The sequence below is a fragment of the Sporosarcina newyorkensis genome, from assembly GCF_900167515.1.
Lineage (GTDB): Bacteria > Bacillota > Bacilli > Bacillales_A > Planococcaceae > Sporosarcina > Sporosarcina newyorkensis.
This window is the reverse complement of record NZ_FUYJ01000010.1, coordinates 73,959-100,161: the sequence shown is the minus strand read 5'-3', so window position 1 is coordinate 100,161 and position 26,203 is coordinate 73,959. Positions and strand designations below refer to the sequence as shown.

Annotated in this window: 21 protein-coding genes; 14 read left to right on the top strand and 7 right to left on the bottom strand. The window is 43.2% G+C overall.

Going from position 1 to position 26,203, the window contains the following annotated elements; translation table 11 throughout:
- Window positions 1–38: 38 nt before the first annotated feature.
- Window positions 39–1,547, top strand: coding sequence for a DASS family sodium-coupled anion symporter (locus B5D59_RS16230; RefSeq protein ID WP_425441361.1), 1,509 nt, complete (start codon window positions 39–41; stop codon window positions 1,545–1,547).
- Between the two features lie 689 nt (window positions 1,548–2,236).
- Here the strand turns inward: B5D59_RS16230 and B5D59_RS16225 are convergent.
- The 3 genes from B5D59_RS16225 to B5D59_RS16215 all read right to left on the bottom strand — a co-directional run bounded on the left by B5D59_RS16225 (window position 2,237) and on the right by B5D59_RS16215 (window position 6,354).
- On the bottom strand, window positions 2,237–3,496 hold the full coding sequence (locus B5D59_RS16225) for an erythromycin esterase family protein (RefSeq protein WP_078818679.1): 1,260 nt from the start codon (window positions 3,494–3,496) through the stop codon (window positions 2,237–2,239).
- A 75-nt stretch (window positions 3,497–3,571) separates the two neighbouring features.
- Window positions 3,572–5,086: an APC family permease gene (locus tag B5D59_RS16220; protein WP_078818678.1), complete on the bottom strand. Its 1,515-nt coding sequence runs from the start codon at window positions 5,084–5,086 to the stop codon at window positions 3,572–3,574.
- A 134-nt stretch (window positions 5,087–5,220) separates the two neighbouring features.
- Entirely contained in the window at window positions 5,221–6,354 is a 1,134-nt protein-coding gene (locus B5D59_RS16215) for a bifunctional cystathionine gamma-lyase/homocysteine desulfhydrase (protein ID WP_040759960.1), read from the bottom strand.
- A gap of 189 nt (window positions 6,355–6,543) precedes the next feature.
- Here B5D59_RS16215 and B5D59_RS16210 point away from each other — a divergent pair, with 189 nt between their 5' ends.
- The 3 genes from B5D59_RS16210 to B5D59_RS16200 are packed head-to-tail and all read left to right on the top strand — an operon-like array spanning window position 6,544 to window position 8,826.
- On the top strand, window positions 6,544–7,389 hold the full coding sequence (locus B5D59_RS16210) for an amino acid ABC transporter substrate-binding protein (protein WP_009499161.1): 846 nt from the start codon (window positions 6,544–6,546) through the stop codon (window positions 7,387–7,389).
- Complete coding sequence (locus tag B5D59_RS16205) at window positions 7,379–8,095, top strand: amino acid ABC transporter permease (protein ID WP_009499160.1); 717 nt, start codon at window positions 7,379–7,381, stop codon at window positions 8,093–8,095. Before B5D59_RS16210 ends, B5D59_RS16205 begins: the two co-directional genes overlap by 11 nt.
- The gene (locus B5D59_RS16200; RefSeq protein WP_009499159.1) at window positions 8,092–8,826 is read left to right on the top strand and encodes an amino acid ABC transporter ATP-binding protein; all 735 of its coding nucleotides are present in this window, start codon (window positions 8,092–8,094) and stop codon (window positions 8,824–8,826) included. The genes B5D59_RS16205 and B5D59_RS16200 overlap by 4 nt, the downstream gene beginning before the upstream one ends.
- A gap of 55 nt (window positions 8,827–8,881) precedes the next feature.
- Here the strand turns inward: B5D59_RS16200 and B5D59_RS16195 are convergent, their stop codons facing one another.
- Window positions 8,882–9,205, bottom strand: a complete 324-nt coding sequence (locus B5D59_RS16195) for an MGMT family protein (RefSeq protein WP_078818677.1) — start codon at window positions 9,203–9,205, stop codon at window positions 8,882–8,884.
- A gap of 381 nt (window positions 9,206–9,586) precedes the next feature.
- Between B5D59_RS16195 and kynU the strand changes: the two genes are divergently transcribed.
- From kynU to B5D59_RS16165, 6 genes are all read left to right on the top strand, one after another.
- Window positions 9,587–10,858: a kynureninase gene (gene kynU, locus B5D59_RS16190; protein ID WP_078818676.1), complete on the top strand. Its 1,272-nt coding sequence runs from the start codon at window positions 9,587–9,589 to the stop codon at window positions 10,856–10,858.
- Window positions 10,855–11,487 (top strand): arylformamidase, encoded by a 633-nt coding sequence (gene kynB, locus B5D59_RS16185; protein ID WP_009499156.1) that lies wholly within the window; start codon window positions 10,855–10,857, stop codon window positions 11,485–11,487. Before kynU ends, kynB begins: the two co-directional genes overlap by 4 nt.
- Window positions 11,484–12,302 (top strand): tryptophan 2,3-dioxygenase, encoded by an 819-nt coding sequence (gene kynA, locus B5D59_RS16180; RefSeq protein WP_050804721.1) that lies wholly within the window; start codon window positions 11,484–11,486, stop codon window positions 12,300–12,302. The genes kynB and kynA overlap by 4 nt, the downstream gene beginning before the upstream one ends.
- Window positions 12,303–12,368: 66 nt before the next feature.
- Window positions 12,369–14,012, top strand: a complete 1,644-nt coding sequence (locus B5D59_RS16175; protein WP_176132616.1) for an S-layer homology domain-containing protein — start codon at window positions 12,369–12,371, stop codon at window positions 14,010–14,012.
- 136 nt (window positions 14,013–14,148) lie between these two features.
- The gene (locus tag B5D59_RS16170) at window positions 14,149–14,568 is read left to right on the top strand and encodes a MarR family winged helix-turn-helix transcriptional regulator (protein ID WP_009499153.1); all 420 of its coding nucleotides are present in this window, start codon (window positions 14,149–14,151) and stop codon (window positions 14,566–14,568) included.
- 12 nt (window positions 14,569–14,580) lie between these two features.
- On the top strand, window positions 14,581–15,777 hold the full coding sequence (locus tag B5D59_RS16165) for an MFS transporter (RefSeq protein WP_009499152.1): 1,197 nt from the start codon (window positions 14,581–14,583) through the stop codon (window positions 15,775–15,777).
- Window positions 15,778–15,872: 95 nt separating this feature from the next.
- On the opposite strand, the gene B5D59_RS16160 is transcribed toward B5D59_RS16165, so the two are convergent.
- On the bottom strand, window positions 15,873–17,063 hold the full coding sequence (locus B5D59_RS16160) for a coenzyme F420-0:L-glutamate ligase (protein ID WP_078818674.1): 1,191 nt from the start codon (window positions 17,061–17,063) through the stop codon (window positions 15,873–15,875).
- Window positions 17,064–17,175: 112 nt separating this feature from the next.
- On the opposite strand from B5D59_RS16160, the gene B5D59_RS16155 reads away from it, so the two are divergent.
- Window positions 17,176–18,060, top strand: a complete 885-nt coding sequence (locus B5D59_RS16155) for a LysR family transcriptional regulator (protein ID WP_009499150.1) — start codon at window positions 17,176–17,178, stop codon at window positions 18,058–18,060.
- A gap of 60 nt (window positions 18,061–18,120) precedes the next feature.
- Here the strand turns inward: B5D59_RS16155 and B5D59_RS16150 are convergent, their stop codons facing one another.
- Together B5D59_RS16150 and B5D59_RS16145 are read right to left on the bottom strand one after the other, a co-directional pair.
- Window positions 18,121–20,175, bottom strand: a complete 2,055-nt coding sequence (locus B5D59_RS16150) for a catalase (protein ID WP_040759955.1) — start codon at window positions 20,173–20,175, stop codon at window positions 18,121–18,123.
- Window positions 20,176–20,244: 69 nt separating this feature from the next.
- Window positions 20,245–21,912, bottom strand: coding sequence for an ABC1 kinase family protein (locus B5D59_RS16145; protein ID WP_078818673.1), 1,668 nt, complete (start codon window positions 21,910–21,912; stop codon window positions 20,245–20,247).
- Window positions 21,913–22,209: 297 nt separating this feature from the next.
- Here B5D59_RS16145 and B5D59_RS16140 point away from each other — a divergent pair, with 297 nt between their 5' ends.
- The 3 genes from B5D59_RS16140 to B5D59_RS16130 all read left to right on the top strand — a co-directional run bounded on the left by B5D59_RS16140 (window position 22,210) and on the right by B5D59_RS16130 (window position 26,182).
- A complete protein-coding gene (locus B5D59_RS16140; protein ID WP_078818672.1) occupies window positions 22,210–23,457 on the top strand; it encodes an EAL and HDOD domain-containing protein in 1,248 nt (415 codons plus the stop codon).
- 183 nt (window positions 23,458–23,640) lie between these two features.
- On the top strand, window positions 23,641–25,341 hold the full coding sequence (locus tag B5D59_RS16135) for a BCCT family transporter (protein WP_009499145.1): 1,701 nt from the start codon (window positions 23,641–23,643) through the stop codon (window positions 25,339–25,341).
- Between the two features lie 64 nt (window positions 25,342–25,405).
- Window positions 25,406–26,182, top strand: coding sequence for an ABC transporter ATP-binding protein (locus B5D59_RS16130; RefSeq protein ID WP_009499144.1), 777 nt, complete (start codon window positions 25,406–25,408; stop codon window positions 26,180–26,182).
- Window positions 26,183–26,203: the final 21 nt, after the last annotated feature.

The following is a 26,203-nucleotide window of genomic DNA, read 5'->3' as shown; positions in this document are numbered from 1 at the left end:
ACCAAAAGCAGTATGAGGTAAGTGAACAGAATTATGTTTTGGAAAGGAAGGGGCAGCTTGTGAAAACATCTGAAGAAACAGCACCAAAGCCTAAACGAAACCTGAACGGATTGTGGATTATCCTAGCATTTGTCGTCCTTATAACAATTGTATTGCTTCCGAATCCCGCAGATTTGCCGGTAACGGGGCAACGTGCATTGGCCATCTTAGCATTCGCGGTCATCTTGTGGGTGACAGAGGCAGTACCGTATCCTGTGAGTGCAGCTATGATTTTAGGTTTGGCTGCAGTGTTGTTGGGTTTGGCACCCGATATGGCAAATCCGGATGAAATGCTTGGAACGAAAGAGGGCTTGAAAATGGCGTTGGCGGGGTTCTCCAGCCCAGCAGTGGCGCTTGTGGCAGCTGCCTTATTCTTGGCTACGGCAATGCAAGCGACCAATTTGCATAAACGTTTGGCATTGTATATCTTATCGAAAGTCGGTGTAAAAACAGGCGCCATTATTTTTGGTTCGATTGTAGTGTCTATCATATTAGCGTTTTTCGTACCGAGCGCTACAGCGCGAGCAGGAGCGGTTGTTCCGATTTTGCTTGGTATGGTGGCGGCTTTCGGACTTCCGGCAAACAGTCGATTAGGCGCGTTACTCGTCATAACTGCTGTGCAATCTGTATCGATTTGGAATATCGGTATTAAGACAGGCGCTGCACAAAATATGGTGGCACTTGGATTTATCGAGAAAGAATTTGGTGTTTCCGTTGCCTGGAGTTCTTGGTTCCTCTACGCCGCTCCTTGGTCGATCATCATGTCGATTGTTCTATACTTCGTCATGCTTGCAATTATAAAACCCGAAACAAAGGTAATAGAGGGCGGAAAAGAGTTGATCCAAGGTCAATTAAAAGAATTGGGTAAAATGAAGTCTTCCGAACTCCGCTTAATTATCATTTCTTTGATATTGCTGTTTCTATGGGCCACGGAGGAGAAGCTTCATTCATTCGACACGACAACAGTGACGATAGTGGCAATCGCTATTTTATTGACACCGAAGATTGGTGTATTTGATTGGAAAACTGTGCAGCAGATGATTCCGTGGGGAACGATTATCGTGTTCGCAGTCGGTATTTCCTTAGGGACCATTTTATTGGATACGACAGGTGCACAATGGCTGTCAGATAAAGTATTTGGGGCGATGGGCTTAAATAATATGCCGTTGCTCGCAACAATCGCGCTTCTGTCGCTATTTAATATTCTAATTCATCTAGGATTCGCCAGCGCCACGAGCTTATCATCTGCGCTTATCCCAATTTTTATTGCTCTGACTTCAACCATTGCATTGGATGTCAATGAAGTTGGTTTTGTCTTAATCCAGCAATTTGTCATCAGTTTCGGCTTTTTATTACCAGTGAGTGCGCCACAAAATATGTTAGCATACGGAACAGGCGCCTTTTCAGTGAAGGATTTCTTGAAGTCAGGAATACCGCTGACAGTTATCGGTTATTTGCTGATCCTACTGTTCAGTGCAACCTATTGGAAATGGATAGGACTGTTGTGAAAATTTATAGAAAGAACAAAAAGCAGAGGCAATGTGCCTCTGCTTCAGCTTGTAGACAAAAACTAAATTAATTTAGATAATCTAACAATAAAAAATAAGTAAGCACTACAGGCTTGTATTCCGGTATTTGCGCTACTGAAGGGACGCTTTCCGTGGGGCGCGGCTGATCCGCTTCTCTTGCTACGCTCAGTCCAGGGTCTCGTCATTCGCGCTAGATTCCACAGGAAAGGCTGTCGCTAAGAATGGCCTTTGCGAACATAAGCAAAGCGTTGGGAGCACATCTTTGCATTTCACTCGTCTTCCGCTCCAATCACTAAAAAAGTAAACTAATATACAGAGTAAACTCACTGTATATTGCTAACGATCGGGTTATTACTTCTTTAAACAGAAAAATATCTTTACTTTAATTGAAACTTTCTCTACTCTACTTATAAAGTTCTTCAGATAGATAATCAATTCACTCAAGCTGGGGGAGTGGGCTAGTTGATCGTAGTGGAAGGCGGCGACTCCTGGGGGATCAGCGTGCGCCTTGAGACCCCGCAGGAAGCGAAGCGAACGAGGAGGCTCAAGCCACGCCCCCCGGAAAGCGCCCGCCTGTAACGTAGATCAACGGTAGCATAACCACTTACCATTCCATTTTTATACAGTCTGAAGCAGAGGCAATGTGCCTCTGCTTTTCTGATGACTCTCTACTCAGACAATGGAGCTAGCGCAGACGATTGGTCAATGTATATAAATGCATCGTATCGCTGACTGATACGGGAAGGGACAAAATTTCCGTACGCCTCAAATTCAGGATTATAGACGACGCCAATTGCGCGGTGACCGATCCATTCATCAAATTGCTGTCGATTTTGATCGTTGAAAATCAACAGCTTGTCCTCCGCACCGGCGGCATGCAATTGTCCCTCCCACGTGTTGAATTTGGCAGGCGGCACCGTCATCCTTTCATACGACTCACCCCAACTGCTGCCCGCAATAACTGTTCCTTCGTAAGTACCGAATCCTATAGCCAATGTATTCTCTTTACCGTATTGCTCTCGAATTAATTGACCTACGTTGATCAATTGCTGGTCAGCCATGGATGTGGCCGTTGCGTCCCCGATATGAGTATTATGTTCCCAAACAATAAGTTTCGTGTCTTTTCCATAGTAGTTGTGAATTTCTTTAATTGCTTCTGTCATATGTGTGTCACGGATATTCCAGGACAGAGCATCGTCTTGGAGCATCGCACGATAATATGCCTCGGCATTTTTTGCTACCAGCGCATTCATTTCCAAGTTCAAGTCCTGCTCATGTGCGTGTGGATAGCGCTCTTCATTGGAACGAATGGACTGCAGCAAGTTTGTGACTTCGCCTATGCATTCATCGGTGAAATGGGCAGATGAAAGTGCATAATGCTCGGGCATCCGGTTATAGGGCTCGAAGCAGGAGAAAGCTTTTTTGGCAAGTTCTAAATCAACACCATACGAGTCATTGCTTTCTAAAAACCCTAACACTTCATCGATGGATTCGTATAAGCTATATAAATCAATCCCATAGAAACCAACTTTCTGCTGAGGGGCACGCAGCTGGTTTACCTCTTGCAACCATCTTGCGAACGACTCGATTTCTGTGTTCGCCCACATCCAGGAGGGCCATCTGCTGAACGATCGAATCAATAAATCTCGTAAGTTCTCTTGTGCACTTTCGTAACCTTTAACATAATTATTGACAGCTTGAACGGAAGGCCAATCACCTTCTATGGCAATGGCAGAGAAGCCTTTTTCCTGAATCAGCCGTTTGGAAAACTCTGCGCGCAGCTGGTAGAATTCAGAAGTTCCATGAGAAGCTTCACCGATCAGAACAACTTGCGCATCTCCAGCTTTTTGCAACAATTGATCGAAAGCTATCGGATCCTTTAAAGGAATAGATTGCTCGCGTATAGCAGTTACTAGTTTTCTCGACATATCAAAACTCCTTTCCGTTTACCCAAGTATACCCGGGAATTATCCGAATTAACGGTGGAAAGGAGTGTATATATATTAGGAGGAAGCATTGAATAACGGTACTCGGTCATCCTTTTTCGGCTCGTCTGTTGTATCCATCACCTCGGATTCAATGGTTTTACCGAGCACATAATATTCAGTTTCCTCCTGTGTCAAGCTATTATAACGCTTACGGATAGCTAGATAGAAAATGCCGCCGACTACAGCCCATGCCAACAATAAAATATAAGAGGGTGTAGAAAGTGCAGCGGGAGAATTCGGTACGAGCAATAGAGCTAAGAAAGCTCCGCTGGCGATCATCCCAATCAATGCTAGAAATTTTTTCATTGGCGCTATCTCACGGCCTGCTTTTTCCTTATTCCAAGCAAGCACCTTATAAGCTGCTAGACAAGTGAAGAAATAGGCGACTGAAACGCCAGTTGAGGACATATCGACAATCCATGTGAGCGCCTGGCGTCCGAACCACGGAGTCGGCAATGTGATCAGGGCCACAAACCAGATTCCCCAGACAGGTGTCTGGTTTTCCTTTGTCATGGTACGGAAAAAGTTAGGCAATGCACGAGCGCGGGCCATAGAAAACAGCAAGCGGCTAGACGACATGAAAAATCCATTGAGTCCTGTGAAGATTCCCATGACAATTGCCACTGCCATAACGGCTAGCCCACCAATTCCTAATGCGGAACGGACTACTTCTCCTGTCAACCACAAATCACCAGTCCCGACTGCGGTTAGAGAAGGGAATGTCCAGCCGGTTAAACCAATCATAATTGCGTAAATCAAGAATGATGTAAATAAAGATGCGACGATAAGCATTGTAGCTTTTCGAGGAGAAAAATTAAATTCTTCAGCTGCTTGAGGCACATTGTCAAATCCAACATACGCCCAAGGAGCGATCGCCAGAATGACGAGTACCGAAGTTAAAATAGATTGGTTGCCTTTAAAGAAAGGTTGCAAGTTTGTAAGTGGCTGATCGGCGACGCTGAATGTGAAGAAACCTAGTAGCACCACGCCTGCCACAAGCAGCACACTGAAGTAGAACTGAATTTTTCCTGAAACACTGGTTCCTGTAGAATTAATGAGAGCGAACAGTAGAATCAACACACTGGCTATCAGTATTTCCGGCACATAGACATCCCATCCCGCTACCGAGTATAAATAGCCTTGCTTCATGAAACCTGGTGCCAAAAACTTTAACAACAATGTCAGCGCTGAGGCGTTCAATGCTACAATCGAAATATATCCGAGTGATAAAAACCAGCCGCAAATGAACGCCCATACTTTACCAGCCGCGATAAAAGCATATGTAAATCCGCCTCCGGATACCGGAAACTTCTTGATCATGACACCATAACTCGAAGCAATGATCATCAAGATAAGGGCACCGATCCCTAGACCGATGATCGCACCAAGCGGTCCTGAATCGCGAATCCAATCACCGGGTAAAATGAAAGCACCCCAGCCTACTGATGAGCCAAGTGCAATCGCGAATACCCATGATGGTTTTAATGTTTTATGTAGTTTCCTTCGTGCATTCTCAGATCCTTGTTCCATATGAATCAATCCCTTATCAGTTGTATAGCGATTGTTTCCCCCTTTTAATTTGGTTTAAAACTTGTAAATAACTAGAAGGATACATAATGTGAAAAAACCAGGAAGATTTCAGTCTCCCTGGCCCTCGGCTTCAGTCATTCAAATGCCTGCTGCAAATCTTCTAACAAGTCTTCCACATCTTCAATGCCGACAGATAATCTTACTAGTTTAGGCGTGATGCCTAATTTGGTTTGTTCTTCAGTGGGAATGGTTGCATGTGTCATTTTGGCTGGTACAGAAATTAGACTTTCCACTGCTCCCAGACTAACAGCAAGCTGGAAAATCTTCACTTTCTCAATAATTTGCTCGGCCAGTTCTTCACTATCCACTTCAAATGATAAGACACCACCGAAACCTCGTGCTTGTTGTTTGGCTAATTGATGCCCTGGATGGCTCTCGAGTCCGGGGTAGTAGACCTTTTTTACTTGTGGTTGCTCCGTCAGCCATTCAGCGATACGTTTCGTGTTCACTTCATGTTCTTCCATTCGTATGCCCAATGTTTTCATCCCACGCAACAACAGATAGGAGTCTTGTGGACCAAGTATGGCGCCTACGGCTTTTTGAACCAAATGAATATCTTCTCCGAGCTGCTCATCTTTCACGGCAACGAGACCTGCTACGACGTCGCTATGTCCGCTTAAGTATTTCGTGGCGCTGTGGAACACGACATCAGCTCCGAGCTCCAGAGGATTTTGCCAATAGGGAGTCAGGAATGTGTTATCGACAATCAACGTCAGGTCATGCTCTTTCGCTACTTTTGAAAGAGCTGCAATATCGACTACTTTTAAGAATGGATTCCCTGGCGTTTCGATGACAATCGCTTTCGTATTTGGCTGGATTGCCTCTGAAATATTTTCGATAACAGTTGGGTCGACAAAAGTTGATGTTAAATTCAGTCGATTTAGTACTTGATTGAGAACACGGTATGTACCGCCGTATACGTCATTGCTAATGATGAAGTGATCACCGGCGTTAAATGTCATAAGAACAGAGGACAAAGCGGCCAATCCAGACGCGAATGCAAGTCCGCGTTTTCCGCCTTCGATATCGGCAATGTATTGCTCCACCGCATTTCGTGTGGGGTTACCGGCTCGTGAGTAATCATAGCCTCTGTTTTTGTCGGGTGCATCCTGTTTGAACGTACTGACCTGATAGATTGGGACAGTCACCGCTCCTGTCAGTGGATCACCTGAAATCCCTGCGTGAATCAATTTCGTTTTTAATCTCAACATAATTCCTCCTTATTTCCAAGTGGTTTAATAGGTTTTAAACTAACGATAGATTAAAGTAATTTGTTTAGTTTGTCAATTCTATATAGTATAATTACTTGCATGAAGAGTTTTGAATGTTGACAGAGTCTGCACAATCTCTTATGATTCTAAACAACAAATACTTATTAGAATAGTGGGGTTTAAGAAATGAAGAAGATTTTATTACCATTTCTATTAATTTTATTGTCCGCAGTTTTGGTTGCTTGCGGCACGAAAGAGGACGATAAGACGAACGGTTCCAATGAAAAACCTACAGAAGAATCGTCGGGTGATTCCGCTGCAAATAATGGCCTGTTAGAAGAAGTGTTAGAAAAAGGTGTACTAAATATTGGAACAGAAGGAACGTACGCACCGTTTTCGTTTCACGATGAATCCGGAAAATTAACGGGCTATGATGTGGAAGTGACTGAAGAAGTCGCAAAGCGTTTAGGCGTGGAAGCGAAGTTTTTTGAAACGCAGTGGGATGCTATTTTTGCGGGGTTGGATGCCAAGCGCTTTGACGTCATCGCCAACCAAGTCGGCATCAATGATGACCGCAAGGCGAAGTACGAGTTCTCTCAGCCATATACACGCTCTCATTCTGTACTGATCATTCATGCAGATGAGCAGATTGCATTTGATGGAATGGAAGGTAAGAAAGCAGCACAAACATTGACGAGTAACTATGGTGAGCTAGCCAAGTCGCATGGTGCAGAAATCATCAAAGTAGACGGCTTTAATCAGGCGGTCGATTTGATCGTCTCCAAGCGGGTGGATGGTACGTACAATGACAAAATTTCCGCTCTAGACTACCTGCAGCAAAAACCAGACGCTCCCATTCAAATAGTGGAAGAGGAAGATACTTCAGCTGAAAATGAATCGGAAAACGCGTTTTTATTTAGACAAGGAAATGAAGATTTAGTTGATGAAATAAACAAAGCGTTAGATGCGATGCGTGAAGACGGTAAGTTGAAAGAGATCTCCGAAAAATGGTTTGGTGAAGATGTTTCTTAATAGTATTGCGTTAAGTCCCGAACGGATACAGAGACTCCAAGAAATCGCATCAACATCCATCGGGCCGTTGATTGAAGGGGCTATTAAGTTCACAATACCTTTGGCGATCATTACATTCATCATTGGGCTTATCATTGCGATCTTTACAGCTCTGGCACGGATTTCTTCCAGCAAAATATTGCGCGGGATTGCACGGGTATATGTTTCCATCATCCGAGGTACTCCATTGTTAGTGCAATTATTTATTATCTTCTACGGACTGCCGACGATCGGGGTTGTTATCGATCCATTCCCATCGGCGGTCATCGGATTTTCATTGAATGTGGGCGCATATGCTTCTGAAATTATTCGGGCTGCGATTCTATCCATTCCTAAAGGCCAATGGGAAGCGGCCTATTCAATCGGCATGAATTATTCTCAGGCATTGCGTAAAATCGTGTTACCACAAGCCGCGCGGGTCTCTGTTCCGCCGCTTTCCAATTCATTTATCGGATTGGTTAAGGACACCTCGCTGGCCGCGACAATTTTGGTGGCAGAGACGTTTAGACGAGCACAAGAAATTGCATCGATGAACTACGAATTTTTATTCGTCTATACCATGGCTGCACTTGTCTACTGGGTGATCTGTTTCATCCTATCGATTATTCAAGGTAGAATTGAAGGGCGACTGGATCGGTTTGTCGGCAAGTCAGGAGGTTTATCATGATTTCGATACAGGGTTTAAGAAAGTCTTTCGGGTCGATGGAAGTTATCAAAAATGTAGACTTGGATATTGAGCAAGGGAAAGTGGTTGTTATCATTGGACCTTCGGGCTCTGGTAAATCTACATTACTGCGCTGCCTAAATGTACTGGAAACCCCGAACGGTGGAATCATTTCCATCGACGATCAGCAGTTGGATTTCAACAAGTCCGTATCTAAAAAAGCAATTGGGGCGTTTCGCCAGCTCACGGGCATGGTGTTTCAGGGCTATAATCTATTCCCGCATTTGACTGCAATGGGCAATGTCACTGAAGGATTGACGACGGTCAAAGGGCAGTCCAAGAAAGAAGCAGAGAAAACTGCGGGACAATTGCTGGCGAAAGTGGGATTGGCTGATCATAAAGAAAAATATCCGTACCAGCTTTCGGGTGGCCAGGAACAACGTGTGGCGATTGCACGAGCTCTTGCAATGGATCCGAAAGTGATGTTATTCGACGAGCCGACGTCTGCACTTGATCCGGAGTTGGTCAATGAAGTGCTGCGCGTTATGAAAGACTTGGCTCATGAAGGAATGACGATGGCTGTCGTGACACATGAAATGCGATTTGCACAAGAGGTCGCAGATGAAGTGATCTTCATTGATGGAGGCGTCATTGTAGAAAGAGGAGCGCCTGCGGATATCTTTAACAATCCACAGCATGAGCGGACGAAGAAATTTTTGAGTTTATTGCAGTGATATCAAAAATGCTTGGCTGAGATTCATTCAGCCAAGCATTTTTTATGTCTGATCTTTAAGATTGCAGAGGAGGGTGCCAGCGATAGGTTTCCAGTGGGATTCGGCTGTTTGCATCAAATTCTATTCCTTCCGATTCCAAACGTTCTCGCTGCATCTCGCCTTTTGATTCGGCGTTTTCTGGAGTAGAGATTGTTCCCTTTGCATTGATAATTCGATGCCACGGTAAATCATACTTGGCACTCATTGAATGCAGTATGCGTGCAACTTGTCGGGCACCGCGTGGATTTCCTGCTTCTGCGGCTACTTGTCCATACGTCATGACGTGGCCTGGCGGGATTTGTTGGATGATCTTCACAGTGTTTTCCGTAAATGTTTGCAAGATATTGCTCCTTTTTAAAAAAGCGTAGCATAAATTATAGAAGAAGTCACATGAGCCATAGTCATCTGCAAGTTCTATCTTGGTAGTTTCCTCTTGTTCTCCAACTTACTTCGAGCTAATCGCTTTTTCTTCCGTGATCAAGTGAAAATGGCAGGAGGCCGCGCCAAAGTCTCGCTGTACCGCACCAAATTTTCATTGGTCCGAACCAACCTCATCGCGTACCGCGCATTTGACAAGTTGTACCGAACCAAACCCCTCTCCAAACGAGCCAAAACAGCCGTACACCGCACATTTCCAACGCCTGTCGAGCCTACCCGGGCGCTTTCCACTTTTGATAAATGATGTGCTATTATTTATGTACGGTTAGAAAGGGGAATGTAAATGGACATTAACACATTAGAATATGCCCAAAAACTTGATTCACAAGATCAATTAGCTTCATATCGGCAGGAGTTTTATTTGCCAGAACAGAAAATCTATATGGATGGAAATTCTCTTGGCCTGTTGTCGGGCAGGGCGGAACGAACGTTACTGGAACTGCTTGATTCATGGAAGACGTTAGGCATTGACGGTTGGACGGAAGGTGCGAACCCATGGTTTTATATGGCGGAGCAATTGGGAGAGCGGATGTGTACATTGGTAGGTGGAAAAGAGTCTGAAGTAATCGCAACGGGTTCAACGACGACGAATTTACATCAGCTCGTGTCGACATTCTATAAGCCGTCAGGTAAGCGAACGAAAATATTGGCGGATGAATTGAATTTTCCTTCTGATATTTATGCACTGCAAAGTCAGATACGATTGAAAGGCTTGGACCCTGATGAGCAATTGGTTCGTGTGAAAAGCGATGATGGGTTGACACTCGATGAAAAACGGATCATTGAGGCAATGACGGACGAGGTGGCGTTGATTGTACTGCCGGCTGTGCTTTATCGAAGCGGACAAGTGCTGAATATGAAGGCGCTTACAGAAGCTGCGAATGAAAAAGGTATCCCCATCGGTTTTGACTTATGTCATTCAATCGGAGCGATCCCTCATGAACTTCATGACTGGGGAGCAGACTTCGCATTTTGGTGTACGTATAAACATTTGAATGGCGGACCGGGTTCAGTGGGTGGATTATTCATTCATGAACGGCATTTCGGAAAAGCAGCTGGACTCGCAGGTTGGTTTGGCTCAGATAAGACGAAGCAATTTGACATGGATCATAAAATGACAGCGGCTGCTGATGCGGGGGCATATCAGATTGGTACGCCACATATATTGAGCTTGGCGCCGCTGATCGGTTCGTTGGAGATGTTCGAAGAGCTTGGAATGGAGCGGATTCGGGAGAAATCTCTTGCGCTCACGAGCTATATGCTGGAATGCATCGAAGGCGAATTGAGCGATTATTCTTTCGGCATCGGCAATCCGATTGATTCCACACGCGGCGGACACCTTTTATTGCTGCATGAAGAGGCGGCAAGGATTTGTCAGGCATTGAAAGCGGAAGGTGTCATTCCGGATTTCCGAGCGCCGGACGGTATTCGCTTGGCACCGGTTGCGCTTTATAATTCATTTGAAGATGTATGGCACACAGTGCAAATCTTAAAAAGAATTATGAAGGATGAGACGTATAAACAATTTCCGAATGAACGAGGTGTTGTAGCATGACGAACGAATGGATTGATATTACACAACCGCTGACTAAAAATATTGCAGAATGGCCGGGAGATACTCCGTTTTCGTATGAAGTAGCTGTGTCGAAGGAGCAGTCTGGGTCGGTCAATATCGGCAAGTTAACGATGAGCACCCATATTGGGACACATACCGATGCGCCGTTTCATTATGACAATGAAGGGTTGCGGATCTTGGATTTGCCTATAGATCTTTACATCGGCAGCGCTTGTTTGATTGATGTGGCAGGGGTGGATTGTGTAACGCGGGCAGACTTGGAACATGTGAACTTCGAGGGGGCAGAACGGATTTTATTGAGAACAGGCAGTCATCCGACATCAACGAAATTTCCGGAACGTTTCACGGTAATTGGCGAAGATGTAGGGCCCTTGTTGAAAGAGCGCGGTGTGCGGTTACTTGGAGTAGATACACCTTCCGTTGATGCGGAGGATAGTAAGGAATTGCTTGCGCATCATTCCCTATACCGCAATGATGTCATCATTATAGAAAATTTAGTATTGCATTCATTGGAGCCTGGTCAGTATGAATTGATCGCTTTACCTTTAGCACTGGCAGAAGCAGATGGCAGCCCGGTTCGTGCAGTCGTTAGGAAGTGGGAGTCATGACGGAAAAAGGCATTCATACAGATTTTCGCGAATCGATGACATATGGTGAGTATCTAAACTTAGATAAAGTGTTGTCGAGCCAAGAACGTTTATCGGGGCACCATGACGAAATGTTGTTTATTATTATCCACCAAGTGAATGAACTGTGGATGAAATTAATTTTGCATGAGCTTGAAACAGCGATTGATTCGATTCAGAATGATGAGTTGCCGGAAGCTTTCAAGATGCTTGCCCGTGTGTCGAAAGTCCAGACCCAGATTATTCAAGCGTGGGATGTGCTCGCTACACTGACACCTGCAGAATATATGGAGTTCCGCGACAGTTTGGGGCGTGCGTCTGGTTTTCAATCGTATCAGAATCGGTTGATCGAATTTGCACTAGGTTATAAGCAACCGCAGATTATCCAAATTTATGAGAAGGATCCGAAACTATCCGAGGCGTTAGAAAAAGCCTATCATGCGCCGGGTATTTACGACGTGGCGATTCAAGCTTTGGCACGTACAGGTTTCCCGATCAACCCTGAATTGCTGAAGCGCGATTTCTCTATTACGTACGCAGGTGATCCAAGTGTGGCAGCTGCCTGGCTTGAAGTGTACCGTGATGTGGATCGTTATTGGGATCTTTATCAACTTGCAGAAAAGTTGGTGGACATTGAAGACAGTCATCAGCAATGGCGATTCAGACATATGAAGACTGTTGAGCGTATCATCGGTTTTAAAACAGGAACTGGCGGTTCATCAGGCGTTAGTTACTTGAAGTCTGTACTAGATCATCGCTTCTTTCCAGAGCTGTGGGACGTGCGTACTAAAATTTGACAGACTGGCAAGCTAGCAACTATGATAGAAATTAAAATAATCAGAAAATTAAAGGTGGTCGATGTATTGAAAAAGAAATCGTGGGGTCATCTGTTGCTAGCATTCGCTCTACTGTTGCAGCTTGCTGTGCCTCCATTGCAAACCGTTGCCGCAGAACCTGAAAAGTCACCAACTTGGATTGCTCCAATCAATTATTTAGCACTTGGGGATTCATTGGCTTTCGGTATTAATTCCACGGGAGAGCCAGGTAAAGGGTATGTGGACTTTTTGGCGGAAGAGTTAGCAAAACAAGAAGTCTTGCAAACGAGTAATAAAGGTTTTTCGTTTCCCGGCTATACGTCTAGTAATGTGCTAGAAGACTTGCAGACAGACATTTCAAAGCCCGTAATTGGTACAGGCAGTCAAGATAAAACCGCGGCTCTTCATCAGTCAATCAAGGAAGCCGATTTAATTACATTGACCGCTGGCGCCAATGATGTGCTTCCATATTTCAAGTTTGATGAAAGCACGGGGAAACCAGACTTCGACCTGGAAGAGATTCAAGCTGCTATGACGAAGGTTGGGGGAAATATTCAGCAGATTTTGGCGAAAATCTATCAATTGAATCCTGAAGCACAAGTATATGTGATGGGGTATTACAATTCATTCCCGCATATGCCTGCTGAGCTTCAGCCTCAAATTGCACAGCTTGTAAAGGGATTAAATGGTGCAATTCAAGGTGGAATGCAAGGTACACCAGCTAAATTTGTTCAGACAGATGAATTAATTGCGAAGGACTTTTCAAAGTATTTACCAAACCCTAAAAATATTCATTTAAGTGAGGCAGGCTACCAAGTAGTAGCAGGTGCATTCCAAGAATCATTGATGAATAATTATCCATGGTTTCCGAAAGATGTACTGACAGCGGAAGCAAAAGATCAATCCACTGTCGTATTGAATTGGGGGCCGGTTATTGATACAGGAATGATTATGACGTATCAAGTGTACAATGGCGACAAAATGGTAGGCGAAGTAATGGGCCCTGTTTTAACTTATGAAATTGGCGACCTGCAGCCAGACAAAGAATATCAATTCTCTGTCCAAGCTGTAGATCAGCATGGTAAAAAGAGCATGCATACCATCAAAACGTCGTATACACTAGAAAAGGTACCAGTAGAGCCATCTGTCACTTTTACAGATATTTCGAATCATTGGGCGAAAGATGTGATTGAACTGGCTGCGGAGAAAGGTATTGTAGGCGGCTACTCGGATCTTACATTCCGTCCTGACAAGTCTTTGACACGCGCTCAGGCTACTTCCATTATCGTACGTGCATTGGATTTGAAGCCAAAGAGCAACAACATGCCATTTGAGGATTTGGCATATTATGCAGATAGCACAAAAGCAGATATTCAAGCCGCTTACGATCACGGACTGATTAACGGGGTAAATGGGCAGTTCATGCCAAATCAATCGATCAGTCGTGCACAATTGGCATTATTGCTCAGCCGTACCTATGAAGCGGCTACTGGAAAACCATTCACACCTACAATCGCTGCACCATTTAAGGACATCCAGAACTTTGCAAAAGAAACGCAAGGGGCAATCGCAGGATTGTATCAGCTAAATATTGCAACAGGAGATCAAGGGAAGTTCATGCCGAACGCTCCAACGACTCGAGCACACGCAGCGAAGATGATTGTTAATTCCTTGGAAGCGATCGGACAATAATAGAAAGGAAGGGCTTGGATACACCAAGTCCTTCCTTTTTTTAGATTTCTTCTGATTCTTACTTTACAAACAAAGGAATATATGGTTTACTATAATGATTAGTTAGCCTAACTAATCATTGAGAGGAAGATAAAATATGAAACGTCAACAAACGTTTTTTACAGAGTATTTTCAAGTCTATCGTCCTGTGCTGAATCGATTGAATATGCTACTTGCGCCGCACAATTTATTTCATTCTCAATGGGGGATATTAAAGCTATTGAAGCTGGAAGGTGAAATGACTTCGGCAGAAATTGCCTTACGTCAACAAGTAGAAAAACCAAGTGTCACAAAGATTGTTCAACGTTTAGTAGAAATGAATTTAGTCAGTGTACGTCCTGGAACAGATCGCCGTGAAAAGTGGATTGGTTTGACAGCGACTGGTCAGAATACAGTGGAGACAATTATGGCGGAATTAGAAATATTGTATTGTGAACTATTGAATGGAATTGAACTTGAAGAGCTTGAATCTGCAATTCGAGTTATGGAGTCCGCGAGAAAAAATCTGAACAACTAAGAGAGTGATTAAATGGACAATAAAACTATATGGACAAGGGACTTTATCGTCACTTCTATCATAAATTTCTTTTTAATGCTAGTCATGTATTTGCTAATGGTGACCATTGCGCCGTATTCAGTAAAAGAATATGGTGTATCAACAGGCGTGGCGGGGTTGGTCTCAGGCATATTCATCATCGGAACTCTTATGTCCCGGCTAGCTATCGGTGGACTAATTGAAAAAATCGGCAGCAGAAGACTTTTATTGATCGGATTGGCGATCATTGTTCTGGCTTCTGTCTTTTATTTTGGAGCTGATAACTTGCCTTTACTGATGGCGAATCGATTTTTCCATGGAATCGGTTTAGGAATTTCATCTACAGCTACCGGTACGATGGTTGCGCAGATGCTGCCGCCTTCGCGAAGAGGCGAAGGAATTGGATATTTCAGCCTTAGTGCAGTTTTGGCAACGGCAATTGGTCCGTTCTTTGGAATTTACCTTAGTCAACACTATGACTATCAAGTGTTATTTTTGTTCTGTTTAGCGCTTAGTATATGTTGCGCAGCGATGTTCTTTTTCGTCAAGAAATCGCCAATGGTCATGCCTGCAAAGAATATCCAAGCAAAAACAGAAAAGTTGGGGATACATGGTTTATTGGAAAGAAGGGCGTTGCCTATTGCATTTGTGACGTTATTGGCTGCCGTTGCCTATTCAGGTGTATTATCGTTTATTTCGTTTTATGCGGAAGAAATCAATTTGGTAAGTGCCGCGAGTTTCTTCTTTTTAGTGTATGCTGTTGCCGTGCTGTTTTCTAGACCGTTTACTGGTCGGTTGCTGGATGTGAAAGGAAATAAGTTCGTTATCTATCCATCACTTGTTCTGTTTGCAGGAGGCCTTTTATTACTGAGTGGAGCACAAGCCGGCTGGATGTTGCTTCTGGCTGGAGGTATCTTGGGTCTAGGTTTTGGTAATTTCCAGTCATGTGCACAGGCGATTGCATTGCAGGGAGTAAAACCTGAACGTCTTGGTGTAGCTACTTCCACATTCTTCATCTTTTTGGACTTCGGCTTTGGCTTCGGACCATATGTAATAGGGTCACTCGTACCGATCATCGGTTACCGGAAGTTGTATGTAGTCCTGATGATTGTTGTATTGGCGGCACTTGCTCTATTTATGTTGTTTAGTAAAATTCAACAATCTAAGTCCAAGCGAGTAACAGTTGAATAATCATGAGAATAAATGAAGGGCACTTACATCAAAAGACACTACGATAAATTCGTAGTGTCTTTTGTATGGAAAGGCAATGCCATAACCAATGTGGTTTAGTTCGTATAGTTATCGAAGTAGCCTTGAATAAAGACAATAGGTGTTCCTTTATCACCGCTGCCTGAAGTTAAATCAGATAAAGAGCCGATCAGGTCTGTCAGCTTACGCGGTGTAGTACCTTGCGAAGCCATGGAGCCCATAAGGTCCGTGGCTTTTTTCTCTATATAGGCTGAAACTGCCTTTTTCAGTTCTTCTCCACGTAAATCAGAGAAATCATTATCAGCCAAGTACTTCAGTTTTACTTCATTAGGAATGCCGTCCAATCCACCAGTATAGGCAGGAGAAACAACAGGATCTGCCAGTTCCCAAATCTTACCGACAGGATCTTTGAACGCACCGTCTCCGTAGATCATGACTTCAATATGTTTTCCTGTTTCCTTTTTCAGCATGGCTTGAATATTATCCACAACAGGCTGACAATTATGCGGGAAAAGCTTGATGCTATCTTCTTGTGCTTTGTTTGCGCCTAACAAGCCAAACTGTTCATTATATCCACTGCCGTCAATCGATTCTGTAAGTATATCGTCCAGGCTGTAGATCTTTATGGCGCCATTTGCTTCAAGAATGCGTTTCGATCTGAATCGTGTATGAATATCACATGTTAATACTGTTTTTGTGTAATCTAAAATTGTTTTAGCATTGTTGGAGAAAATCACTTCATGTTCGACGCCGAATTCATCCATTAATGATTTGTAGTATTCAATGTAATCAACGCCGGTGAAAGGGTGTTTATTATCGCCGAAATGCGCACGGAACTCTTCCTCTGTCAAAACATCAGTCCACGGGTTGACTCCTTTTTCGTCTAAACGATCAAGCTCTACTAAGTGGTTACCGACTTCATCGGAAGGATAGCTAAGCATCAAAACAATTTTCTTTGCGCCTTTCGCGATTCCACGTAAACAGTTCCCAAATCGATTTCGGCTGAGGATAGGGAAGATAACGCCAATCGTATCGTCACCGAATTTTGTTTCGATATCTTTTGCGATGTGGTCAATCGTTGCATAATTACCTTGTGCACGTGCCACGATCGATTCAGTAATCGAGACAATATCCTTATCCTGAAACGAAATATTTTCAACTTTAGAAGCTTCCAATACACTGTCTACTACGATCTGTTCGATATTGTCACCTTCATTGATGATCGGGCAACGCAATCCTCTGACAACCGTCCCTACTACTCTTTCCAAATCAATCGCTCCTTAGTGAAACTTAATTTGATCACTCTTCTTTGTATTATAACGTGCTTTTGTGATATAAGTAAAATTAATATACTTAATAGGTGGTATAAGGGGTGTTTATATGTCGATTAACTTGGAGTGGTATAAAGTCTTTCGCAAAGTCGTCCAAAATGAGAGCTTTTCCAAGGCGGCAAGACAATTATTCATGACGCAGCCAGCCGTCAGCCAGATCATATCTCAGCTCGAACGAGAACTGGATACACGGCTGTTTAACCGGACATCTAAAGGTGTATCGCTGACAGATGAAGGTTCATTGCTATTCGAATATGTCAACTCAGCTTTAAATTTGATTGATGCAGGCAATGAAAAATTATACGAGCTGAAGAACTTATCGGCGGGTGAACTGAAAATTGGTGTAGGAGATACTATTTCCCGTTACTATTTATTGCCCTACTTGGAAGCATTCCATACCAATTATCCAAGTATTCGTTTTAAAATTATTAACGGAACGACTGTGGAGTTGATTGCAGCCTTAAAATCCGGAGAAGCGGATATCGCGGTTTGCAATTTCCCTGTAGAGGATGAAACATTAGAAAAAAGAGTATGCTTTGATGTGCAAGATGCGTTTGTCTATGGTGATCGATTCAAAAAATTATTCTTGCGACCTGTCCCATTACAGGAGTTAACAAAGTTGCCGTTAATTTTATTGGAATCGAAATCTAACTCGCGCCAATATGTAGAAGACTTTCTATCAGAAAAAGGAGTGAAGATCTATCCCGAATTCGAGTTGGGGTCGCATGAATTGCTGCTGGAATTTGCGCAAATTAATTTAGGTATTGCGTGTGTGGTCAAGGAGTTTTCTGCAGACTATCTGGACTCAGGCAAGCTGCAGGAAGTAGAGTTTCTGGAACCTATTCCGAAAAGAAGCATAGGAGTATGCTATTTAAAAGGTGTTTCTTTGTCACCTTCCGCGTCTAAATTCATTGAGATTCTTGAGAAAGACTGAATGGAAAAAGATAAGAAAAGTCGGATAGAATCAAATTCATCCGACTTTAGTATGTTCTTATTAATAGATTTCACGATTCCAGAAGCGGTGCTCTGCAACAGTATTTACCCATTGCTTGCCATCTCCTGAAACAGTCAAGTCTAACAGTATTCCTGGCCCTGGTTTGGCTTGCGTTTTCTCAAACAGCGCTTTAGCATTTGGCGCTATGCCAATTGGCTTGTAGTGCATATATGCCTCGTTCACAAAATCAGCTACATCCTTTTCAAACTTATTTTGCTGCTGTGCTTGTCCGCCAGCGACATACAGAGCATCATACAGTACAGAATGGACAGTCAAGAAAGTTTCATCGACAACTACTGTCGATCCACCTTTACCAGTCAACGTACCGAATTTCTCGCTTATAATATGAATTGACATGCCTGCATCCAACGACGTTTTTATGATTGGCTCCAGAATAGTTTCGTCAAACTGATCTGCAATCAACACCGCTACTTTACGTGTATCGGGCAACTTCGCCTTGTTTTCCTGGCTGAGGGCAGGGGAAGCTTTCCTTACATCGGATTGTTCTGCATTCAACGGAGCATTGACACCGACTGCCTGTGCTACCTTTGTCATCATATCTACATCCACATTGGCAAACATGTCGACGACTTGCTGTCGCACATTCATGTTCTTCACTTTCCCAACTTCGAAGCTAAAAGCCTCAATAATATGCTGCTTTTCTGCCAAGGACATACTCTTCCAGAATAAACGGGCTTGCGAGAAGTGATCTTTGAATGAATCACTTCTCGCTTGTATTTTCCGTCCGTCAACATTTTCTTGGTAATGCGCATAGCCGCCGTCTTCCTCTGAAGAAGTGTTCGGCTTGTTGTCAGCGAGCGAGTTTTTATGATAGCTTACTTGTCCTACGTTAATCGTTTGTCTACCGTAGCCATCGCGTTGGTTGTTGTGAAATGGACAGACAGGACGGTTGATTGGCAGCTCGTGGAAGTTCGGACCCCCAAGCCGGATTAGTTGTGTATCTGTATAAGAGAATAATCGTCCCTGTAATAATGGATCGTTTGTGAAATCAATACCTGGCACCACACTGCCTGGATGAAATGCTACTTGTTCAGTTTCCGCAAAAACATTATCCACATTGCGATTTAATGTCATTTTCCCGATGATCTTCACTGGCACTTCTTCTTCAGGCCAAATTTTCGTCGGATCAAGAATATCGAAATCAAATTTGAACTCATCTTTCTCCTCTAACAGCTGAACGCCGAGCTCGAATTCCACGAAATTGCCATTTTCAATTGATTCCCATAAGTCACGTCGATGAAAGTCAGGGTCTTTCCCGCTGATCTTCTGTGCTTCATCCCAAACTAGTGAATGAACGCCTAGCTTCGGTTTCCAATGGAATTTTACGAAATGTGCTTTGCCTTGTTCATTGATAAAGCGGAACGTATTAACTCCAAACCCTTCCATCATCCGGAAGCTTCTTGGAATTGCGCGGTCGGACATGTGCCACATGACCATATGTGCAGATTCTTGATTATTGGCAACAAAATCCCAAAATGTATCATGAGCTGAAGCGGCTTGCGGCATTTCGTTATGTGGCTCAGGCTTCACTGCATGGATTAAATCAGGAAACTTAATGGCATCTTGAATGAAGAATACTGGCATATTATTGCCGACAAGATCGTAGTTTCCCTCTTCCGTATAAAACTTCACAGCAAAACCACGTACATCGCGCACGGTTTCAGCAGATCCTTTGCTTCCAGCTACTGTAGAAAAGCGAGTGAAGACCGGTGTTTTCGAGCCAGGCTCTTGCAAGAAACCAGCCTTCGTATATTTTTTCATCGACTCATATAATTCGAATTCGCCGTGTGCGGCATACCCACGTGCATGGACAGCTCTCTCTGGAATTCGTTCATGGTCAAAATGCGTTATTTTCTCACGGAAGTGAAAGTCCTCCATTAAAGTGGGGCCGCGTGTTCCTGCCTTTAATGAATGTTCATCCTCCGTAATCTTTAGACCTTGATTGGTCGTCATCGGTTTCTTTTGGTCATGTATACGAAAGGTTTCCAACTGTTTATTTTTGCTGTTACTGTTTATTTTGCGATTGTTGTTCACAAAAAATCCTCCCAACGTAAAATAGTTGTCTGCTTTTCTATTCCCGAATTAAATAGGAGTAAACAATAACTAGATACGCCCCGAACGCACAATAGAGAACAGCAGATATGCAAACAGAAGCGTCGCAATCAAAGCACCTACTTCTATGAGTGGAAGGCGGAAGAACATGGCGGTCTGACCAGCGATAGCAGATCCGATGATGAGACCGACCATCAGGATACTGAACGCCAGCAAAACGATACTGAATGATAGTCGATTAGCGATCTTGTCAAATCGTCGAAAAATGATGGTTGACTCTTTCAGCCCGACGTCCAAATCGACTTTTCCTTTTTGTATGGTTTTGACGGCTTTCTTAATATCGCTTGGCAGTTCTGCTATGATTTCCGCATTCTTAACTAACGAATGCCAACTATTTTCAACTAGATAGCGGGGATCGAATTGTCTTAGCATCATCTTCTTACCATAAGGCTCAATGGCTTTCATAATGCTGAAGGAAGGATCTAGTTTACTGAGAACACCTTCCAACGTTAGAATGACCTTTGAAAGAATTGCAATTTCATTTGGAAGTCGGATGCGATAACGGTAGGCGATTGAAAAAACTTCCATGAACACATCACCGAGTTTCAAGTCGTTCAAAGAAGCTTCGTAATACTTTCGCTGAATGATTTGCAAATCACGATATAAGGCGGCAATATTGGTGTTTTCGTCAAGAATATCCATGTCAGAAAACACATCGATCAGTCGCTCGATATTTCCTTTCCGTAAAGCGAACATAAGAGAGATAAAATGGTATGTCATTTCCTTGCTAAGTTGACCGACCATACCGAAGTCTATAAAGTAAATGACGTTTCCTGAGGTCACGAATATGTTGCCTGGATGCGGGTCGCCATGAAAAAAGCCGTGTTCCATCACTTGCGAGAGCATGGAGTCGGCTATTCGTTCAGCTAAGAGCTGGCGGTCATAGCCCTCCGCATCCAACTGTTTTGTATTACTCACTTTTATACCAGTAATTAACTCTGTCGTTAACACAGTACGTGTAGAATACTCGTCATAAACGTATGGAATTTGAATTTCGGGTACTTTCGTGAATTGCCGGGCAACTCGTTCCGAATTGCGGGCTTCTAACTGATAATCCAATTCCTCCCGCAATGAATGGGAAAATTCATAGATGAGATCACGCAGACGATAGGTCTTGGCCCACGCCATATTCTTCTCCAAAAAACTCGCTAAATCATGCAGTATCGCCAAATCTGTTTCCACTTGACGCTGGATATTTGGGCGCTGCACTTTCACCGCAACCAGTTCACCTGAGATCAATCGAGCTCGGTGCACTTGCCCGATTGATGCAGAAGCAAGAGGCTCTTCATCAAATTCTTGAAAAAACTCTTCCATGGTCCCTGCTAGCTGATGCTCGATAATTTCCCGTACTTCCACAAAAGGAAATGCTTCCACATGATCCTGCAACTGTTCAAGTTCCACTGCGATTTCTTCAGGCACTAAGTCACGTCGTCCACTGGCGATTTGACCAAATTTGACGAATGTAGGCCCAAGTTGTTCCAATGCGATTCGTAATTTTTTTCCGACGTGATATAAATTCAAATCCGCTTCCTCGTCTGTGGCGGAGAATTTACGATCTGTTATACCTAATCGAAATAAAACATGACTAAATCCATTTTTTAAAAATACATTTAAGATTTCTTGAGAACGTTGTGCATTCTTCATTTTTCTTTTCAACATAGAGAACACCTCCGTGTACACCCTCCTTACAAAACATACCATAGAATATGATTTCCTAAACCCATAATAGGACTGGGACTAGATAGGATTCTTAGGAGTTGCGTATGCTGTCTGCTACAGGATGTTATGACAAAGGTATTATAGAAAAAACATCCTTTTATCCCAACTTATATTTCTAAAATTCTTTCGATCACGTACAATGAAGAGAAAGCCGATAGACTCTTGGGAGAAGCGTCTAGAGAACAAGGTAGTCGGACGGTTGCACAAGCTTTAAAATGGGATTTGGAGATGAATTAAATGAATGAGTACTCGATATTTATCGGGAGACAGCCCATTTTAGGGCGGCAGGGTAATATCTATGCATATGAATTGTTATATCGAAACAGTGAAAAGAATGTTTTCCCAGACATAAATCCTGAACAGGCTACAATCAGTCTGCTTGTCAATACGTTTCTGACTATAGGGGTTGATCAAGTTACTAGTGGTGTGCCTTCCTTCATCAATTTTTCTGGTGAATTATTGGCGCAGGATATATTCATGAGTTTGAATCCGGATAAAATCGTTATTGAAATTCTGGAAAACGTGGAAATTACGCCTGCGCTGTTAAGACGTTTGCAAATGTTTAAGGAAGCAGGCTTCAAGTTAGCGCTTGATGACTTTGTTTTACAAGACCAGTACATAGCATATCCTCAGTTATTCGAACTTGTAGATATAGTAAAAGTGGATTTTATGATGACTAACACGGCTGAAAAGACAAAGATTAAGGAGTTTTTCAAAAAATATCCATCGATTGTTTTATTGGCTGAAAAAGTAGAAACAGACGCGGATTATCAGCTGGCGTTGAAAAGTGGTTATGATTTGTTCCAAGGTTATTTCTTCGCCAAGCCAGAAATTATCAAAAGCAAAGAAATCCCAGCTAATACTTTAGTTCATTTGCAAATCATTGAGTTTTTTCAAAAAGATACACAGTCAATCAACGAGCTTTCCGAATTGATTATGCGAGACGTATCGATCTCCTATAAACTTTTGCGTTTCATCAACACTTTGGCATTCGAGGTGCCAAAAAGAATCAGTTCGATCAAGCAAGCAATCGTATTGATTGGCTTAAATGAAACAAAAAAATGGTTACAAGTACTGATGCTCCATGATTTGGGGCAAGACTTGCAAAGCGGTCGTGTGACGGCACTTGTGGAACTTTCACTTAGACGTGCGAGGGCTTGCGAACTATTGGCAAAATATAAAGGCAAGCCCAATAAGGATGAGTATTTCCTGACAGGGATGTTTTCGATGATCGATGCAGTCATGGGTAGGAAATGGGAAGATATTTTACCGCTCTTGTCTTTATCAGATGTCATTATTAACACATTGAATGGTAAAGAAACCGAAATGACTCCCTACATGCAGCTCATTATAGCGGTCGAGCGTTTTGAGTGGGAACAAGTGAAGAAGCTGACCGAGCAGTTGAGAATCCCCGAAAAGAAACTAAGTGAAATTTCCTTGAATGCTTTGCGCTGGTCGCAAGGAATCGAAGAACACTTTAGCTGAATACATCATGAAAGGCATTTTCGCTTGAAGATGCCTTATTCGGTGTGTATTATAAACAGTTACAATCTATTTGGTAGCTCTTCACATCCTATTGCATCAGTGAAAATGCGTTACATTTCGTAAGAATAGGGTATGAAGTTTAGTAAGTAAGTTACCAAATGAACACTAGGAGTCGATATAGTTGTGAATAAAAAGTTTTGGAAAAACCCCGTGTTTTCCATATCAGCAGTATTTATCTTACTACTGGTACTATTAGGTGCCATGAAGCCAAAACCATTTGGAGTGATTTCCGAAAAACTCTACCACTTTACGACAGATAAATTTGGTTGGTTTTATTTGCTTGTTGTTTTTATTGTTATTATATTTTTAGTAGGACTAGCCATCAGTAAATTCGGGGCAATCCGTCTAGGCGGTGATACCGAACGTCCCGAATATCCGTTTTTTACTTGGATTGGTATGCTGTTTTCAGCTGGCTTTGGTGTGGGGCTTGTATTCTGGGGCGTTGCAGAGCCGATGAGTCATTATTTTAGTTCCCCTCTTTCAGGTGTGGAGGCACAGACCGAGGAAGCGGCACGGATCGCAATGGGTTATTCCTTCTTTCACTGGGGTATTTCACAATGGGCAATCTTTGGTATTGTCGGTTTAGTCATCGGATTTTTACAGTTTAGAAAGAAGAAGGATGGGTTGATTTCTACCGCTTTAGAGCCGCTGATCGGCAGCAATCGCCATCTCAAAACAGGGATTGACTCGTTTGCTGTTATAGCAACTGTCATGGGGATTGCTACTTCCCTTGGCATGGGCGTTCTGCAAATGAGCGGCGGGATGGAATACGTTTTCAACATTAAGAGTACATTTACAATTCAGCTTCTCATAATTGCCGTCGTATTTGTAGCCTATATGACATCGGCTTCATCCGGATTGAGTAAAGGGATTGCGTACTTGGGGAATTTTAACCTCGGAATGGCGATTGCCATGCTGGTGTTTTTCTTCATTGTTGGACCGAAAGTATTCATACTTGAAACATTTACATTAGCCATTGGTGATTACATCAATAATTTCATTACGTATAGCTTACGGTTGCAGCCATACCAAGGCGGTACGTGGGTGAAGGATTGGACGATCTTCTATTGGGCTTGGACGATTGCATGGTCTCCTTTTGTGGGCGCTTTTGTAGCGCGCGTTTCAAAAGGACGGACGATTCGCGAGTTTATAATGGGAGTCATGGTTATTCCGCCGGCATTTTCCTGTATGTGGATCGCAACACTTGGTGGAACAGCATTATACAGTGACTTGCGTAATGGCACGCAGATTGCCGAAGCTGTTGACCAGGACGTAACATCTGCCATTTTCGCGACACTTCAGCATTTACCATTTACTAATGTTATGTCATTTTTAGCGATTGTCCTTATTTTTACATTTTTGATTACGTCCGCAGACTCTGCAACGTATATTTTAGCTAGTATGACAACTCGTGGCAGTTTGTTTCCTCCACTGGTTGTAAAGTTTATCTGGGGCTTCTTGATGACTGCAATTGCAGCAGTTCTTCTGTTTGCCGGTGGACTGGAAGCATTGCAATCGGCTTCCCTCGTATCAGCTTTACCGTTTACATTGCTTCTCCTGCTGTTGATCTTCTCATTGAGCAAGCTATTGGTGCGTGAACCGATCACGGTCCGACCAACAGATATTCGTCAATTCGAGCATGTGGAAGGAGAAGTTAAAAAGAGACGGAAACGTAGAGAAAGTGAAAAGGAAAAAAGAGAACGTAAGGAAAAAGAAAGAAAGCAGAGAGAAAAAGAAAAAAGAGCTAGGAAATACCAAGAACTTGAAAAGAAAAAATACCAGGAATACGAGAAAGAGAAAGAGAAAGAAAACGAAGAAGGGTAAATAGTAGACCGGTTCGCTGCACACTGCTTGAGCCGGTTTTCTGTATAGGGAAAGGGGAATTCAAATGGCGGTCGTGAAAGTTGAGGACATCTATTTTAGAAGAGGCGACAATGAAATACTCCGAGGTCTCGATTGGGAGATTTCAGAAGGAGAGCAATGGGGGATGCTCGGGTTAAACGGTTCTGGAAAGACATCGTTGTTATCGATTATTTCTACATATGAATTCCCGTCTTCAGGTGAAGTGGAAGTGCTGGGAAATCGTTTTGGCAGTACGTACTTGCCGGAGTTGCGGAAGAAGATTGGATATGTCAGCAGTTCATTGGAAAAGTTTTCGGACTTTTTCTGGAATGAAACGATCGAACGAGTCATCGTCAGTGGAAAGTTCGCCAGCTTCGGTATTTATGAACAGGTCATTGAAGAAGATTGGACACGTGCAAATTACTTAGTGAAGGAATTTAGGCTGGAACATGTAAAAGAGAAAAAGTTCAGGGTACTATCAGAAGGAGAAAAGCGTCGAGTATTAATTGCGAGGGCGCTAATGGGTGAGCCGCACTTGCTGATCCTTGATGAACCATGTTCTGGACTGGATATTCTGGCGAGAGAGCAATTTTTAGAGGCGCTAGAGATTGCCACGAAAAACAACGTCCATCTTGTCTACGTCACACATCATATAGAAGAACTAGTCGCTGAGATGACACATGTTCTATTGTTAAAAGAAGGTAGAGTAGTAGCGTCTGGCCCGAAACATGAAGTTCTCACCAACGAGCTGTTATCCGAGACCTACAAAGTGCCTGTATCTGTAGAATGGCGTGCCGACCGCCCGTACCTCTCCATTAAATAAAGATTTCATAGATAGGCGAAG

Coding starts and splice junctions, on each gene's coding strand:
- kynB (WP_009499156.1), top strand. CDS start 10,855: ATGACGAACGAATGGATTGATATTACACAACCGCTGACTAAAAATATT.
- B5D59_RS16145 (WP_078818673.1), bottom strand. CDS start 21,912: ATGTTGAAAAGAAAAATGAAGAATGCACAACGTTCTCAAGAAATCTTA.
- B5D59_RS16205 (WP_009499160.1), top strand. CDS start 7,379: ATGTTTCTTAATAGTATTGCGTTAAGTCCCGAACGGATACAGAGACTC.
- B5D59_RS16140 (WP_078818672.1), top strand. CDS start 22,210: ATGAATGAGTACTCGATATTTATCGGGAGACAGCCCATTTTAGGGCGG.
- B5D59_RS16130 (WP_009499144.1), top strand. CDS start 25,406: ATGGCGGTCGTGAAAGTTGAGGACATCTATTTTAGAAGAGGCGACAAT.
- kynA (WP_050804721.1), top strand. CDS start 11,484: ATGACGGAAAAAGGCATTCATACAGATTTTCGCGAATCGATGACATAT.
- B5D59_RS16155 (WP_009499150.1), top strand. CDS start 17,176: ATGTCGATTAACTTGGAGTGGTATAAAGTCTTTCGCAAAGTCGTCCAA.
- B5D59_RS16210 (WP_009499161.1), top strand. CDS start 6,544: ATGAAGAAGATTTTATTACCATTTCTATTAATTTTATTGTCCGCAGTT.
- kynU (WP_078818676.1), top strand. CDS start 9,587: ATGGACATTAACACATTAGAATATGCCCAAAAACTTGATTCACAAGAT.
- B5D59_RS16200 (WP_009499159.1), top strand. CDS start 8,092: ATGATTTCGATACAGGGTTTAAGAAAGTCTTTCGGGTCGATGGAAGTT.
- B5D59_RS16225 (WP_078818679.1), bottom strand. CDS start 3,496: ATGTCGAGAAAACTAGTAACTGCTATACGCGAGCAATCTATTCCTTTA.
- B5D59_RS16170 (WP_009499153.1), top strand. CDS start 14,149: ATGAAACGTCAACAAACGTTTTTTACAGAGTATTTTCAAGTCTATCGT.
- B5D59_RS16220 (WP_078818678.1), bottom strand. CDS start 5,086: ATGGAACAAGGATCTGAGAATGCACGAAGGAAACTACATAAAACATTA.
- B5D59_RS16165 (WP_009499152.1), top strand. CDS start 14,581: ATGGACAATAAAACTATATGGACAAGGGACTTTATCGTCACTTCTATC.